The organism is Pseudomonas beijingensis, from assembly GCF_030687295.1.
Classification (GTDB): Bacteria; Pseudomonadota; Gammaproteobacteria; order Pseudomonadales; family Pseudomonadaceae; genus Aquipseudomonas; species Aquipseudomonas beijingensis.
In genome coordinates, this window is the sequence record NZ_CP117425.1 from 6,202,029 (window position 1) to 6,217,216 (window position 15,188).

The 15,188-nt window shown below is 60.7% G+C and carries 14 protein-coding genes; 6 read left to right on the forward strand and 8 right to left on the reverse strand.

Going from position 1 to position 15,188, the window contains the following annotated elements; all coding sequences use genetic code 11:
- The first annotated feature begins 2 nt into the window (after positions 1-2).
- Genes dapF through PSH84_RS27705 form a run of 4 tightly spaced genes read left to right on the forward strand, consistent with a single transcriptional unit; the run spans position 3 to position 3,172 of the window.
- A complete protein-coding gene (dapF, locus tag PSH84_RS27690; protein ID WP_122567532.1) occupies positions 3-833 on the forward strand; it encodes a diaminopimelate epimerase in 831 nt (276 codons plus the stop codon).
- A 13-nt stretch (positions 834-846) separates the two neighbouring features.
- Entirely contained in the window at positions 847-1,569 is a 723-nt protein-coding gene (locus PSH84_RS27695) for a DUF484 family protein (RefSeq protein ID WP_122567533.1), read from the forward strand.
- Positions 1,570-1,571: 2 nt separating this feature from the next.
- Positions 1,572-2,471 carry a tyrosine recombinase XerC gene (gene xerC, locus PSH84_RS27700; RefSeq protein ID WP_122567534.1) on the forward strand — a complete coding sequence of 300 codons (900 nt, stop codon included), beginning with the start codon at positions 1,572-1,574 and terminating at the stop codon, positions 2,469-2,471.
- Entirely contained in the window at positions 2,468-3,172 is a 705-nt protein-coding gene (locus PSH84_RS27705; RefSeq protein ID WP_305468817.1) for an HAD family hydrolase, read from the forward strand. The genes xerC and PSH84_RS27705 overlap by 4 nt, the downstream gene beginning before the upstream one ends.
- A gap of 228 nt (positions 3,173-3,400) precedes the next feature.
- Here the strand turns inward: PSH84_RS27705 and sutA are convergent, their stop codons facing one another.
- The 4 genes from sutA to glnK all read right to left on the reverse strand — a co-directional run bounded on the left by sutA (position 3,401) and on the right by glnK (position 6,171).
- Complete coding sequence (sutA, locus tag PSH84_RS27710; protein ID WP_072406034.1) at positions 3,401-3,724, reverse strand: dormancy-specific transcriptional regulator SutA; 324 nt, start codon at positions 3,722-3,724, stop codon at positions 3,401-3,403.
- A gap of 102 nt (positions 3,725-3,826) precedes the next feature.
- Positions 3,827-4,252 carry a secondary thiamine-phosphate synthase enzyme YjbQ gene (locus tag PSH84_RS27715; RefSeq protein ID WP_122567822.1) on the reverse strand — a complete coding sequence of 142 codons (426 nt, stop codon included), beginning with the start codon at positions 4,250-4,252 and terminating at the stop codon, positions 3,827-3,829.
- A gap of 212 nt (positions 4,253-4,464) precedes the next feature.
- The gene (locus tag PSH84_RS27720; RefSeq protein ID WP_305468818.1) at positions 4,465-5,799 is read right to left on the reverse strand and encodes an ammonium transporter; all 1,335 of its coding nucleotides are present in this window, start codon (positions 5,797-5,799) and stop codon (positions 4,465-4,467) included.
- A 33-nt stretch (positions 5,800-5,832) separates the two neighbouring features.
- Complete coding sequence (gene glnK / locus PSH84_RS27725; protein ID WP_002555808.1) at positions 5,833-6,171, reverse strand: P-II family nitrogen regulator; 339 nt, start codon at positions 6,169-6,171, stop codon at positions 5,833-5,835.
- A 415-nt stretch (positions 6,172-6,586) separates the two neighbouring features.
- On the opposite strand from glnK, the gene PSH84_RS27730 reads away from it, so the two are divergent.
- Positions 6,587-6,847, forward strand: a complete 261-nt coding sequence (locus PSH84_RS27730; RefSeq protein WP_122567538.1) for an accessory factor UbiK family protein — start codon at positions 6,587-6,589, stop codon at positions 6,845-6,847.
- A gap of 36 nt (positions 6,848-6,883) precedes the next feature.
- Here the strand turns inward: PSH84_RS27730 and PSH84_RS27735 are convergent, their stop codons facing one another.
- Positions 6,884-8,161: a sensor histidine kinase gene (locus tag PSH84_RS27735; RefSeq protein ID WP_122567539.1), complete on the reverse strand. Its 1,278-nt coding sequence runs from the start codon at positions 8,159-8,161 to the stop codon at positions 6,884-6,886.
- Between the two features lie 244 nt (positions 8,162-8,405).
- Positions 8,406-9,851: an alpha/beta fold hydrolase gene (locus PSH84_RS27740; RefSeq protein ID WP_305468819.1), complete on the reverse strand. Its 1,446-nt coding sequence runs from the start codon at positions 9,849-9,851 to the stop codon at positions 8,406-8,408.
- 212 nt (positions 9,852-10,063) lie between these two features.
- Here PSH84_RS27740 and PSH84_RS27745 point away from each other — a divergent pair, with 212 nt between their 5' ends.
- On the forward strand, positions 10,064-11,557 hold the full coding sequence (locus tag PSH84_RS27745) for a YifB family Mg chelatase-like AAA ATPase (protein ID WP_305468820.1): 1,494 nt from the start codon (positions 10,064-10,066) through the stop codon (positions 11,555-11,557).
- Positions 11,558-11,562: 5 nt separating this feature from the next.
- On the opposite strand, the gene PSH84_RS27750 is transcribed toward PSH84_RS27745, so the two are convergent.
- Together PSH84_RS27750 and PSH84_RS27755 are read right to left on the reverse strand one after the other, a co-directional pair.
- Positions 11,563-12,777: an aldose 1-epimerase family protein gene (locus PSH84_RS27750; protein ID WP_305468821.1), complete on the reverse strand. Its 1,215-nt coding sequence runs from the start codon at positions 12,775-12,777 to the stop codon at positions 11,563-11,565.
- 328 nt (positions 12,778-13,105) lie between these two features.
- On the reverse strand, positions 13,106-15,082 hold the full coding sequence (locus PSH84_RS27755) for a methyl-accepting chemotaxis protein (RefSeq protein WP_122567543.1): 1,977 nt from the start codon (positions 15,080-15,082) through the stop codon (positions 13,106-13,108).
- Positions 15,083-15,188: the final 106 nt, after the last annotated feature.

Here is a 15,188-nt window from a genome sequence, read left to right on the forward strand (position 1 = left end):
CCATGCTGCTGCGTTTTACCAAGATGCACGGCCTGGGCAATGACTTCATGGTCCTCGACCTGGTCAGCCAGCACGCGCATATCCTGCCCAAGCATGCCAAGCAATGGGGCGACCGGCACACTGGTATCGGTTTCGACCAGTTGCTGATCGTCGAGGCGCCCAACAACCCGGATGTGGATTTCCGTTATCGGATCTTCAACGCCGACGGTTCGGAAGTGGAGCAATGCGGCAACGGCGCGCGCTGCTTCGCCCGCTTCGTGCTGGACAAGCGCCTGACCGCCAAGCGGCAGATCCGCGTCGAGACCAAGAGCGGCATCATTGAACTGGATGTGCGCAGCGACGGCCAGATCGGCGTCAACATGGGCGCTCCGCGCCTGGTGCCGGCGGACATCCCCTTCCAGGCACCGAGCCAGGCCCTGAGCTATCAGGTGGACGTCGACGGCACCCCGGTGGAGCTGGCGGCGGTTTCCATGGGAAACCCCCACGCCGTGCTGCGAGTGACCGATATCAACAGCGCCCCGGTGCATGAGCTGGGGCCGAAAATCGAACACCATCCGCGCTTTCCGGCGCGGGTGAATGTCGGTTTCCTGCAAGTCATCGACCGCCACCGCGCACAATTGCGCGTCTGGGAACGCGGCGCCGGGGAAACCCAGGCCTGCGGTACCGGCGCCTGTGCCGCTGCCGTCGCTGCGATCAGCCAGGGGTGGATGGATTCGCCATTGTTGATCGACCTGCCCGGCGGGCGCCTGTCCATCGAATGGGCAGGCCCTGGCCAACCGGTGATGATGACCGGCCCGGCAGTGCGCGTATACGAAGGACAAGTTCGTCTTTGAGTGAGCCAAACCCATGACCGATCAGCCACAGGTTCCAGCCCCACAGCCCGACGAATCTCCCAGCTTTCCAGAAGCCGCGGCCGTGACCGCTTACCTGGAAGCTCATCCGGACTTCTTCGTCGAGCATGAAGAACTGCTTGCGACGATGCGCATCCCCCACCGGCGCGGCGACACCGTGTCGCTGGTGGAGCACCAGATGAAAATCCTGCGCGAGCGCAACATCGAAATGCGCCATCGGCTTTCACACCTGATGGACGTGGCCCGGGACAACGACCGACTCTTCGACAAGACCCGTCGGCTGATCCTGGCCCTGATGGACGCCAGCACCCTGGAAGACCTGGTCATGAGCGTCGAAGACAGCCTGCGCCAGGATTTCCAGGTGCCCTTTGTCAGCCTGATCCTGTTCGGCGACAACGCCATGCCGGTGGGCCGCTGGGTGACCCACGCCGAAGCGCAAACGGCCATCGGCGGCCTGCTCACGGAAAACAAAAGCGTCAGCGGCAGCCTGCGCGAACATGAACTGGACTTCCTCTTTGGCGAAGAACAGCGCAAGCAGATCGGCTCCACCGCCGTCGTCGCCATCGCCCACCAGGGCGTGCACGGCGTGCTGGCCATCGCCAGCCGCGATCCGCAGCACTACAAGAGTTCGGTGGGCACGCTGTTTTTGAGCTACATCGCCGAAGTCACCGGCCGGGTGCTGCCACGGGTTGCCGGTTCGCTGCGCTCGGTACGCTGACGATGGAACGGCAACTGGACGCCTACTGCGAACACCTGCGCAGTGAGCGTCAGGTGTCGCCCCACACGTTGTTGGCCTATCGCCGTGACCTGGAAAAAGTCCTGGGCTGGTGCCAGAAGCAGAACATCGGCAGCTGGTCGGCCCTTGACATCCAGCGCTTGCGCAGCCTGATCGCCCGCCTGCATCAGCAGGGGCAGTCCTCCCGCAGCCTGGCCCGCCTGTTGTCGGCGGTACGCGGCCTGTATCACTACCTCAATCGTGAAGGCCTGTGCGATCACGATCCGGCCACCGGCCTGGCGCCGCCCAAGGGCGAACGCCGGCTGCCGAAGACCCTCGACACCGACCGCGCCCTGCAATTGCTTGAAGGCGCCGTCGAGGATGACTTCCTGGCCCGGCGCGACCAGGCGATTCTCGAGCTGTTCTATTCTTCGGGCCTGCGGCTTTCAGAGCTGACGGGGCTTAACCTGGAGCAACTGGACCTGGCCGACGGCATGGTCCAGGTGCTCGGCAAGGGCAGCAAGACCCGCCTGCTGCCCGTCGGTCGCAAGGCCCGTGAAGCCCTGGAGCTATGGCTGCCCCTGCGAGCCCTGGCCAACCCCGCCGACGACGCGGTATTTGTCAGCCAACGCGGTCGGCGCCTCGGCCCGCGGGCGATTCAATTGCGGGTCAAGGCCGCCGGCGAACGCGAGCTGGGGCAGAACCTGCACCCGCACATGCTCAGGCACTCCTTCGCCAGCCATCTGCTGGAATCCTCCCAGGACCTGCGCGCCGTTCAAGAACTGCTGGGGCACTCGGACATCAAGACCACACAGATCTACACCCACCTGGACTTCCAGCACCTGGCGACGGTCTATGACAGTGCCCACCCCAGGGCCAAACGCATCAAGGGCGACGAATCATGACCATCGAGCTCATCACTTTCGACCTGGACGACACCCTGTGGGACACCGCCCCGGTAATCGCCAGCGCCGAAGCCATACTCCGCCAATGGCTGACCGAAAACGCACCGAACCTGGGCGGCCTGCCGGTGGAGCATCTTTTTTCGATTCGCGAGCAGGTGTTGCGCGAAGAACCCAACCTCAAGCATCGCATCAGTGCGTTGCGCCGACGGGTGCTGTTCCGTGCCTTGCAGGAAGCCGGCTACGACCAGTGGCAAGCCTCCGAACTGGCGGACCAGGCCTTCGAGACATTCCTGCACGCCCGCCACCAACTGGAGATTTTTCCCGAGGTGCAGCCCACCCTGGAAATCCTGGCCAATCATTTCGCCCTCGGCGTGGTCACCAATGGCAACGCCGACGTGCGACGCCTGGGGTTGGCGGACTACTTCAAGTTCGCCTTGTGCGCCGAAGACATCGGCATCGCCAAGCCTGACGCCCGGCTGTTCCACGAAGCCCTGCAACGCGGCGGCGCCACGGCACAGACCGCCGTGCACATTGGCGACCACCCGGGCGACGACATCGCCGGTGCCCAACAGGCCGGCCTGCGCGCGGTGTGGTTCAACCCGGCAGGCAAACCCTGGAATGCCGACCACGCGCCGGACGCGGAAATCCGCAGCCTGACCGAATTACCAGGATTGCTGACCCAATGGCATAGCCAACCCTGAACCCTGCTTCGCAGCCGCCAAAACCCTTTGTGGGAGCGAGCTTGCTCGCGAAGGCGACGGCACATCCAACATCACTGCCAGCAGACCCACCGCTATCGCGAGCAAGCTCGCTCCCACCCTGGATCTGCTGTGTCCTGCGGCTCCGCGCCCGCTGGTCCGAGACATTATCTGGCCCATGAAAAAGCCCGCAGCGACGGCGGGCTTTTTCAGCAAGCAACAAGCAAATACTCAGATCGGGCGGCTGCCGTACTTGTTGTCAGGCTTCTTGGGCGGATCAGCGACCACGTTGGCTTCCACTTCCTGCACCTTACCGCCCCTGGCCAGGAATTCCTCCATGGCCTTGGCGAGCGCATCACGCTCCTTGTTCTTGGCCTCTACGCTCGGCAACTCGTCGACCGACACGGCTGCCTTGGCCTTGCCTTTGGCGGTAGGTGCCGGGACATCGGCGCCATCGTCTTCGGCAACGTCTTCAGCCGCCACTTCAAGGCCTTCTTCGGTCTCGTCTTCGTCGCCTACTTCGAGGTCGTCGTTTTCCAGATCATCGTCGCTCATGTTCTACCTCATGACTTGCGAAAAGCAGATTAGTTATAGCCCAGCTTCGCCATCTGTTCGAAGGCTGCCAGAAAAAATTCAACATCCGCCGGCAATCAGCGGTTATGCCCCTTCACCGTACAAGGTGGCGAGGACTTTACGAGCACCGCCGTGATCACGGTGCTCGCCCAGATAAACACCTTGCCAGGTTCCCAATGCCAGCCGTCCCGCCGTCACCGGCAGGCTGAGCTGGCAACCGAGCACACTGGCCTTGAAGTGCGCCGGGAGGTCGTCCAGGCCTTCGTCGTTGTGCTCATAGTCGGCGGTTCCTTGTGGGATCAGCCGATTGAAAAATCGTTCGAAGTCTCGACGCACCGCCGGATCGGCGTTCTCGTTGATGGTCAACGAGGCCGAGGTATGCTGCAGCCACAGATGCAACAGACCGACACGACAGGCCTGGAGTTCAGGCAGGCCGGCCAGCAACTCGTCCGTCACCAGATGAAAGCCCCGGGGCTTTGCCCGCAGGGTTATCAGCGTCTGTTGCCACATACAGATCTCCGCACGTTCGGCGCGCATTCTAGCGCGCTCTGGGAAAAAACAAAGGCCCTAATATTCTTGCTTCGGTGTAAGCCTTTGGCGGTATAAAAACCTATGTCGCATCCACAACAAAAGGCGTCGGAAAAACCGCGGTACCTTGTGAGCAATGACAAATTCCAGACAAAAAAATGCCCGGCGAACCGGGCATTTTTTATGGCGCGTACTTACAGGTTGTAGCCACGCTCGTTGTGCTGGGCCAGGTCCAGGCCCACAGCCTCTTCTTCCTCAGTGACACGCAGACCCATGACGGCGTCCAGGACCTTGAGGATGATGAAGGTGACGATCCCGGTGTAGACCACCGTGAAACCCACGCCTTTGAATTGAATCCACACTTGCGCGCCGATATCGGTCACGGTGCCGAAGCCACCCAGGGCGGGCGCTGCGAACACACCGGTCAGGATCGCGCCGAGGATACCGCCGATGCCGTGCACGCCGAAGGCGTCCAGGGAATCGTCATAACCGAGCTTGCGCTTGAGGCTGGTGGCGCAGAAGAAGCACACCACGCCCGCCGCCAGGCCGATGACCAGGGCGCCCATCGGGCCCACGGTGCCGGCAGCCGGGGTGATTGCAACCAGGCCGGCCACCACGCCCGAAGCAATGCCCAGCGCGCTTGGCTTGCCGTGGGTGATCCACTCGGCAAACATCCAGCCCAGCGCCGCCGCAGCGGTCGCGATCTGGGTCACCAGCATCGCCATGCCGGCAGTGCCATTGGCAGCGACAGCGGAACCGGCGTTGAAACCGAACCAGCCGACCCACAGCATGGCCGCACCCATCAGGGTGTAACCCAGGTTATGCGGCGCCATTGGCGTGGTCGGGAAGCCTTTGCGCTTGCCCAGTACCAGGCACGCCACCAGGCCGGCGATACCGGCGTTGATGTGCACCACGGTGCCGCCGGCGAAGTCCAGCACGCCCCAGTCCCACATCAGGCCGCCGTTGCCGGACCAGACCATGTGCGCAATCGGTGCATACACCAGGGTGAACCACACGCCCATGAAGATCAGCATGGCGGAGAACTTCATCCGCTCGGCAAATGCACCGACGATCAGGGCCGGGGTGATGATGGCGAACGTCATCTGGAAGGTGATGAACACCGCTTCAGGGAACAGCGCCGCCGGGCCGGTCAGGCTGGCTGGCGTCACACCCGCCAGGAACGCTTTGCCGAAACCGCCAACGAAGGAATTGAAGTTGACGACACCCTGCTCCATGCCGGTGGTGTCGAACGCGATGCTGTAGCCATAGATGACCCACAGAACGCTGATCAGACCGGTAATGGCAAAGCACTGCATCATCACGGAAAGAAGGTTTTTCGAGCGGACCATGCCACCGTAGAACAGTGCCAGGCCGGGAATGGTCATGAACAGTACAAGAATCGTGGCCGTGAGCATCCAGGCGGTGTCGCCGGAGTTCAGGACAGGGGCTGCCGCTTCTTCTGCCATGGCCAGGCCAGGCATTGCGAAGGACAACAGGGCTCCTAGCCCTGCGAATTTACGCAGAGTCATATTGTTTTCTCCTGGGGCGTTGGGTTTGGCGGCTTAGATAGCGTCGGTATCGGTTTCGCCGGTACGGATGCGGATAGCCTGTTCCAGATTGACCACAAAGATCTTCCCGTCACCGATCTTGCCGGTGTTGGCGGCCTTGGTGATTGCCTCGATCACCCGGTCAAGGTCCTTGTCGTCAATAGCGACATCGATCTTCACCTTGGGCAGGAAATCGACCACGTATTCCGCGCCGCGATACAGCTCGGTGTGACCCTTCTGCCGACCGAAGCCTTTGACCTCAGTAACGGTAATGCCCTGCACGCCGATCTCGGACAACGACTCGCGCACGTCGTCCAACTTGAACGGCTTGATGATGGCAGTGACTAGCTTCATGAAACTTTCTCCCGAATTGGTGGACTTGCCCCAGGAAAACAAACCCGACTCAAGTCTAAGCGCAGTGCCTGGCTTTGTAACGCGTCGTCGGCCCAAGTTGCCCGACAGGTGCCAGTTAACCGATCCTGACGAAACTCCCCGTTCCGCCTGCTGCACTGCATTCGTCACAGCGACTGCATCAGTGCATGGGTCATCAGCCTCTAAGCAGAAACCTTGCCATCTGCACCCAAACCCTCTGATTTCAGCCCCTTGGGCACCTGTTCGACGTGTACCGCACCACGAACCGCAGCGATACGCACAACAACAGTGCAGCGCCGCCCGACCCCATGCGCGAAAAGCGTGCATCCCTGGCTCGCCAATTGACTATAGACACTGCGTGGTACACTGCCCGCCATCGTTTCCAGGACACCTGCACATGCTTGCGCCCAAAGACCTTCTCGACGCCCTGAGCGGCCACGCCTCCCGTATTTTGAGTGGCGACACGTCGCTGCCCAAAAGCGAAATCGAAAGCCAGTTCAAGGCCTTGCTGCAAAGCGGCTTCAGCAAGCTGGACTTGGTCAGCCGGGAGGAATTCGACAGCCAGATGGTCGTGCTGGCCCGGACCCGGGCACGGCTCGAAAGCCTGGAGGCCAAGGTCGCCGAGCTGGAAGCACGATTGGCTCCGGTACAGGATTAACCCCCCCGGCTCACGTTACAGGCTCTGACAGGTCACTCAAGCATTCGCCGCCCGCTGAGCCTGGTCCGGTGTGAGCGCCAGCGGCAGCTCCAGGCTAAACAGCGCGCCGCGGCCCGGCCCGGCGCTCTGCACGGTCAGGTCGCCGCCCATCTCGTGCGCCGCCAGAATGCAGCTATGCAAACCAAAGCCGTGGCCGCCGACACGCGTGGTGAAGCCGTGCTCGAACACCCGCGCAAGATTGTCCTGGGAAATCCCCTCGCCATTGTCCTCGACCTCGACCCGCACACGCTCATCGTCAACGAGCTCCAGGCGCAGGATGATCTGTGGCGGACGGTTCACGCCTGCGTCCAGCGCCTGCTTGGCGTTGTTGATCAGATTGACCAGGATCTGCAGCACTCGGTGCTTATCCAATGGCATTTGCGGGATATCGCTGAATTCCTTGATCAGGGTGATGTGGTGGCGGGCCAGGGACACATCGCAAATGCGCACGACATCCTCAAGCAGCTCTCGCAACGAGCCCGGCTCCAGGACGCTGGCATTGCCGGCATAGGATTGCTGGGTGGCGACGATTTCCTTGATGTGGTCGATCCGGCGGGTCAACTGCGCCAATTCGGCGATCATGACCTGCTGCTCGATTGCCAGCGCGTCGGCCAGCTTGTCGAGATAGTCCGGTAGCGCGCGCCCTTTCGGGTCGCTGCTGATGAAGTCGCCGAGGTCATCGGGATGTTCCTTCATCAACTGGACGACCTTCGCCACCCCCGGTCCCTTGGAGGTGTGCACCTTCTCGTAGAGGACTTGGGCTGACACGTTGACGCTATTGAGCACATTGCCCACGTTGTGCAATACATTGGTGGCGATCTCCGCCATGCCGGCCCGGCGCGCAGTAGTCACCAGCTCGGCCTGCGCCTCGCGCAACTCGTCGTTGACCTTGGCCAATTGCCGCGGGCTGGGAATCTTCAGGGCCGCCGGCACCAGCCGGACCAGCAGGATGGCGGTAATCACCGAGGCAATCGCGGTGATCACCTTGACCAGTGCCGACAACCAGTAATAAGGCTGCCAAATGGTCAGGATTTCCATCACGTGGCTGGTCCCGCAGGCCAGGATAAACACGCCGAAGGCCGCCAGCATCCAATCGAACGGCACATCCTTGCGCTTGTGGATAAAGTACAGAAGGGTGAAGGGGATGGTGACGTAGGACAGGGTGATCAAGCCATCGGCGATCACATTGGTCCACAGCAGATCCGGACGCCACATATAGCAATGTCCGTGGGGCATGAAGCGCTTGTCGGTTAACAAAGCCAGCAGATCGTTCATGGCCACTTCCTCCCTGTGCCGTTGATACCGCCAAGTGCCGACTGGGCAAAATCGAGTCTAGCAGAGGGCCGGTCCCGGACAATTTGCCCGCCGACGGAGCTTTTTGTAGAGCCCCCGTGATAGTGAAGAAAGCGGAAAGGTCCACAACCTGAAGACACTGTCAGCAGAATGCCAAGGGAGTTGCACAGGATAAGCGCGGAACGCCTTAACGCTCCGCGCTCTTCACATTGGCTACCGTGAACCTTTATGGCCTGTCCAGTTTCACCGCAGACTCAGCCATCCAGTAGCTCTCCCGCCAGAACTTGTAGTCTGCAAACTCTCCATGTTTTTGTGGCCACTTACCGTGATTATCGATGGGGAAGCGAGTTAAGTGCACCCTATTGCGCAGCGGTCTGTAACATGCCACGTCATCAACAACCTGGGCATTCGGGAAAACATCTTCAGCCAACCGCGTCATATTCCACCAAGACCCAGCCGTTCGATCCTTGAATGAATTGACTTCGCCAAACGTATAGTCAATCCAGTTCAAGAGACTCCCGCGCGGCATGAAGTCATGAAAGAAATTTTCACCAATTTCTCTGTATGGGTCCAAGCTCAAATTCCAGAAGTCCACTTCAGGTCTTGTTACCAACCAAGGCACAACAACGTTCTCGACTTCTTTTACCCGCGCTGCAGCGCCCATAAACACCAGGTTATTCACGTTAATATCCGGATGCCTGGCAAGGATATTAACCGCGACGATCGCCCCCATACTATGCCCAACAATATTTATCTCACTCCCATCAACGGGATATAGGGAACCCTGTTGATCGCCCTTTTTTTCCAAACGATGGAGCAGTGCGGTAACGGCTGTATCAGCGTAGCGAACCGGCCCCTTGAACTCTTTATCTGGCTCGGTGATTAAATCGCCTTCAAACGCGATATTTTTAGTCAGCACCAAGTCAGTACGACGCAGCATTCCATCCCATGCCCCGGTTCCAAAGCCGTCGACCAAGGGGGCCATCCCCAACTTGACTGGATTCCACACGGTATAGTAATCACTGCCGACACCGACATGGGGTGGCGAATTACTTACTTGAAATCCCATATCGTCCAGTTTATCAACTCTTCTCTGGTAGTCTGCTTCATCAACGCTATTGACGCTTTTGGACACCGCGACCGGGTCTGAAATTTCCTTGTACATCGATGATGGAACCCTGACCAAGGACCGCCCTAAATCCTCGATCAACACAACGGGAGAGGTCATCGCACCCAGCACCGGTCTATTAAGCCCTTTTCGAATTCTAAATAGATGGTCAGCATAGTTAGGCCAGAAATCGGAATTCCAAGCAATAAAGATAGGGTATTGATGATCAGCGAGCATGTCATCGACCATTCTTCCAGGACGATCAACCGCTGTAGAAAAATTATTCAAGCCGCCGTGTATGAACAAGGTAATTCTTAATTTTTTATCCTTGTTTCGGAGCGCTATATAATTCTGAAAAATCCTCTCGAGATACATCTTCTCATCGGCTTTTGTTTTCTTCAGATCGCCTCGTTCACCGATGATTGTTTTTTGGTTTGGATCAATGAGGTTTCCATCCCCATCAATGTAAAGCATGTGCAATTTGGCATTCTGGTAATCCGTCCCTTTATGACCTGCACACCCCACCAACACAATAATTGCTATCAGCCAAGTCAAGAGCTTCATGCGACCCCCTCCCTTTAAGTAACTAGGAGTGTAGAAGAGAACTGGGACCTTAATGGCGTCATGCCACCCACCCTCTATAGCCACTCAGGCTGCTCAGCGCTCCGCAACATCCTGCCAAAATTTCCCCCTTCAATTGCCATGCCCAAACTCATCCCACGACTAACCTTCAAAAGCCGCAGGACGCGGCCCCCCATTCACTCAAGGAACGATTCATGTCGCTCGCCATTGTCCATAGCCGCGCCCAAGTGGGGGTCGAGGCTCCTGCCGTTACCGTTGAAGTTCACCTGGCCAATGGCTTGCCGTCGCTGACGATGGTTGGCCTGCCGGAAGCGGCGGTGAAGGAAAGCAAGGATCGGGTGCGCAGCGCGATCATCAATTCGGGGCTGAATTTTCCTGCGCGGCGCATCACCCTGAACCTGGCGCCGGCGGACCTGCCCAAGGACGGCGGGCGCTTCGACCTGGCCATCGCCTTGGGGATCCTATCGGCCAGCGTGCAGGTGCCGACCCTGACGCTGGACGACGTGGAATGCCTCGGTGAACTGGCCTTGTCCGGCGCGGTGCGACCGGTGCGCGGGGTATTGCCTGCGGCGCTGGCGGCGCGCAAGGCCGGGCGCACGCTGGTGGTGCCACGGGCCAATGCCGAGGAAGCTTGTCTGGCGTCGGGGCTGAAGGTGATCGCCGTGGATCATCTGCTCGAAGCGGTAGCGCACTTCAACGGTCACACGCCGGTCGAGCCGTTCGTTTCCAATGGACTGCTCTCGGCCAGCAAGCCTTACCCGGACCTGAATGAAGTACAAGGCCAGGCCGGGGCCAAGCGGGCCTTGCTGATTGCCGCTGCGGGGGCTCACAACCTGTTGTTCAGCGGGCCACCCGGCACCGGCAAGACCCTGCTGGCGAGCCGCTTGCCAGGGCTGTTGCCGCCGCTGGCCGAGAGCGAAGCCCTGGAAGTCGCGGCCATCCAGTCGGTGGCCAGTTGCGTGCCGTTGAGCCATTGGCCGCAACGCCCGTTTCGCCAGCCACACCACTCGGCTTCCGGCCCGGCGCTGGTGGGTGGCGGGTCAAAGCCGCAGCCAGGGGAGATCACCCTCGCCCACCATGGCGTGCTGTTTCTGGATGAGCTGCCGGAATTCGACCGCAAGGTGCTGGAGGTCTTGAGAGAACCGCTGGAGTCCGGGCACATCGTGGTATCCCGCGCCCGGGATCGAGTCCGCTTCCCTGCCCGTTTCCAGTTGGTGGCGGCGATGAATCCCTGCCCCTGTGGCTATCTTGGCGAGCCCAGCGGCCGCTGCGCCTGTACACCGGACATGGTGCAGCGCTACCGCAACAAACTCTCCGGCCCGCTGCTGGACCGCATCGACCTGCACCTGACCGTCGCCCGGGAGGCCACGGCGTTGAACCCCAAGCGCGACCCCGGAGACGATACGGCCACGGTCGCGGAACGCGTAGCCGAAGCCCGGGAACGCCAGCACAAGCGCCAGGGCTGCGCTAACGCCTTCCTCGACCTGCCCGGCTTGCGCCGACACTGCAAGTTATCCACAACCGATGAAACCTGGCTGGAAACCGCCTGCGAGCGGCTGACCCTGTCGCTACGTGCCGCTCACCGCTTGCTCAAGGTCGCCCGGACACTGGCGGACCTGGAGCAAGCGGGGAGCATTCGCCGCGAGCACCTGGCCGAAGCGTTGCAGTATCGGCCGGCTACGGCTTGACCGCTTTACGGTTTGCTCAGGTCTACCAATGGTGTTTGCCGTACCTCGGTTTTTTGACCGTTCTGGATCGCATCGATGCGCTTGAGCGCCTTATCCACAGCGCCCTTGTCCGCCAACAGGCTGTAATGGATCTGGAATTGCTTGTGCTCCTTCGGCCCGATCGTGGGCACCAGGCCCAGGGGGCGCTGATAGCGGCGGTTATAGGAAAAACTGGTGCCTGGCTCCAACCCGGTCACGTAGCCCTGGCCTTGGGTATCGGTGTTTTTCCACAGGGAGAATACGGGCAGCGTGCTGGTGTTGAAGCCTACCGATACCCCGAGGCTGCCGGCCTTGTTGTGCAGCACGGTGAGAGTGTCGCCCTTGGCGTCGGCGTAGGGCACGACGTTATAAACGGTTTCGTCGTAATCCTTGGTCGGGGCCCGGTAGGTTTGCCAATCGGGCAAGTCGCCCTTGGCCTTGTCGTTGAACGGCGAGACCTGCTTGACCGGGGCCGCGAAACGAGCGCCTTGCTCCAGGAAAGGCGTGCTGAAATTGCTGTGGTAGAGCGCTTGGTATTCCTTCGGGTAATCGCCGTTGTTGGTCAGCGTGTCGTTGAGCGCGAACGTCACGCTGCCGGGCTCGGTGACCAGTTCGGTTTGCACCGAGAAATCGACCTTCTTGAACGCCTGCTCCTTCAACTCGCCTTGCAGGGTGATGGCGTAGGGTGGTTTTTCATCGATGTGCAAGGTGACTTTGTTGGCGGGGATATTGGCGGCGCGACCATGCAGGGTCAGCAGCTCGCCGTTGTCCATGCCGGGATGGCCGACCCATTCGTAGCCGCAGCGGGTAACCAGCTCGTTGAAGCCTTCGAGCCAGCCCAACCCGCCTCGGCCGTTGAGCTCGATGAACGCCGGGTTGACCACTTCCTTGACGGGCGAATCCCAACCCATGCGCACATCACCGACCGACGCCTGCAGCACGTTCATGCCACGGGTCGGGACGACTGAAAGCTTCAGGGTGCCGTTGTCGATGTCGACCACGCTGACGCCTTCCTGCCGGCCGCCGTGCAGGGTGCGCATCGTCACGGAAAAGGGCTTGTCGGTCTTCACGCCGAGTTGCTGGCTGGTGATTTGCCAGGGTTGGGCGGCTTTATCGGTATCCAGCAGGACGTAATCCCAAGCCATCGCCTGGGAAGCAGCGCCCAGGGCGCCAAGGGTAACGAGGAGTTTGAGCGGAGTCATGGACGCGACCTTTTATTGGAGTTGTGCGGTTTTTATAGTCTTGAAGAAACGTTTCAGCAAGCTTAAAAACAGCAATAACCTTAAAAAAGCACGACTACACGATCGACAGCTTTTTGTGGGAGCGAGCTTGCTCGCGATGACGTCAGCTCGGACAACCCAGAACCCGTGGCGAGGGATTGGCTTGAGGTTCAGCGTTGAGCTGAGAGGACGGTGGTGAATGCTCGTGATGGCGGTGAGTCAGCTGGCAGGGGTGTGGCTGGAAAGCCGCCTTCGCGAGCAAGCTCGCTCCCACAGGGAATCTCTGGGAGCGGGCTTGTGACAGGAAGCCTCAGCGGAACCGATCAACCTCTTGGCGCAGGTCCTGGGCCAGTTTTTCCAGCTCCTTGGCAGTGAGGGCCAGGTTCGAGACCACTTGGCGCTGTTCACTGTTGGCCATGGCAATGCTCTGCAGGTTGCTGCTGAGCAGGGTTGCGGTGCTGCTTTGTTCCTGGGTGGCGGTGGTGATCGCCGCGAATTGCTGGCCAGCCGAGCGGCTCTGCTCGTCGATGCGCGCCAGGGCCGAGGCCACATTGGCGTTGCGCGACAGACCTTCCTGCATCAACAAATTGCCCTGCTCCATCGTGCTGATGGCATTGCCGGTTTCCTGCTGGATGCTGTTGATCATGCTGGAGATTTCGTCCGTGGCCTGGCGGGTGCGGGACGCCAGGCTGCGGACTTCATCGGCCACCACGGCGAAACCACGGCCCTGCTCGCCGGCGCGGGCAGCTTCAATGGCCGCGTTCAAGGCCAACAGGTTGGTCTGCTCGGCAATCGAGGTAATGACCCCCACGATGCCGCCGATTTCCTGGGACCGCTGGCCCAGGGTATTGATGACCGTGGCCGTGCTGTTCAGCGCGCCGGCGATTTGCTCCAGGGAGGACGACGCTTCATCCATCGAGGTCCGACCAATGCGGGTTTGCTGGGCGTTTTCCTGGGCCAGGCGCTCGGTGTTGCCCATGTTGTCGGCAATGTTCAAGGAGGTCGCACTGAACTCCTCCACGGCGCCAGCCATGCTGGTGATCTCGCCGGACTGCTGTTCCATGCCTTCGTACGCTCCGCTGGACAACCCGGACAGGGCCTGGGCGCGGCTGTTGACCTCCTGGGAGGCCTTGCGGATGTGCTCGACCATGGTCGACAGGGCCTGGCTCATCTGGTTGAAGGCACGGGCCAACTGACCGATTTCGTCATGGCTCGACACATTCAGGCGCACGCTCAGGTCGCCGGCGCCCAACGCCTCGGCCTGGCGCACCAGATCCCCCAGCGGTGCCAGTTTGCTGCGCAACAACCACATCGCCGAACCGACCGCCAACAGCATCGCCAGCAGGCTGCCGATGGCCAGTTGCATACCGACGCTCCAGGTCACGGCGCGGATCTCGGTTTTCGGCATGCTCGCCACCACCGCCCACGGCCCCCCCTCGAACGGTACGGCAACGCTGTAGAAATCTTCGGCGGTATCGGCCCAGAACGCGCCCTTGCCCGGCTTTTTGATCAAGCCGGTGATGGCCGCGGTAGCGTTGTCCAGCGCCTGCACGCCGGCGGGCGGCACCAGCCATTTGTTTTGTTCGTCCAGCAGCGCCAGGGAACCGGTCTGGCCGATGCGGAAGCGCTTGAGGTTTTCGAACTGCGCGTTCTGCGCGTCGGTGTAATCGAAGCCTACGTACAACACGGCAATGATCTTGCCGCTGCTGTCGCGTACAGGCGTGTACTGCGACATGTAGAAGCGCCCGAAAAGCAGGGCCCGACCAATGTAGCTCTGCCCACTGATCACCGGGCCGTAGGCCGGGCCGGCGCGGTCGAGCACGGTGCCGATGGCCCGTGTACCGTCCTGTTTACTGACCGAGGTACTGACGCGGATGAAATCGTCGCCGCTGCGCACGAAGACTGTGGCCACCCCGGCGGTCATCGCCTTGAACTCGTCCACTTCCTTGAAGTTGTTGTTCAACACTTCGCTGCCCAGGTTCAAGCCTGGAGTTTGTACGCCCGCCACCGTCACCGGCTGGTCCGGATGCACGCTCAGGCCCGCGCTGAAGCGCTTTTCGAACAGACCGGCCAAGCGCTGAGTGCTCTCGCGCAGGGTGCTGTGGAAGGTATTGAGCTGATCGGCCATCAGGCGCGCTTCGCTGGCCAAGTGCTCTTCACGGGTGGCAAGGTTGGCAGTGTCCAGCGAACGCAAGGCGAAGACGGTACTGCCGGAGATCACGATCGCCAGTATCACGGCGAGGGCAAGGCCTAGCTGTGAGGCGATTCGGGCGCGGGGTTGAGACATGACGGCTCCTGGCCGAGAGACCGGATCATCCTGATCACGTCGCACGCTCGGCATTTTATTCGGGTGAGGTGTGAGTAGACCCTTTCTGAACGAGGGTTCCATCTTC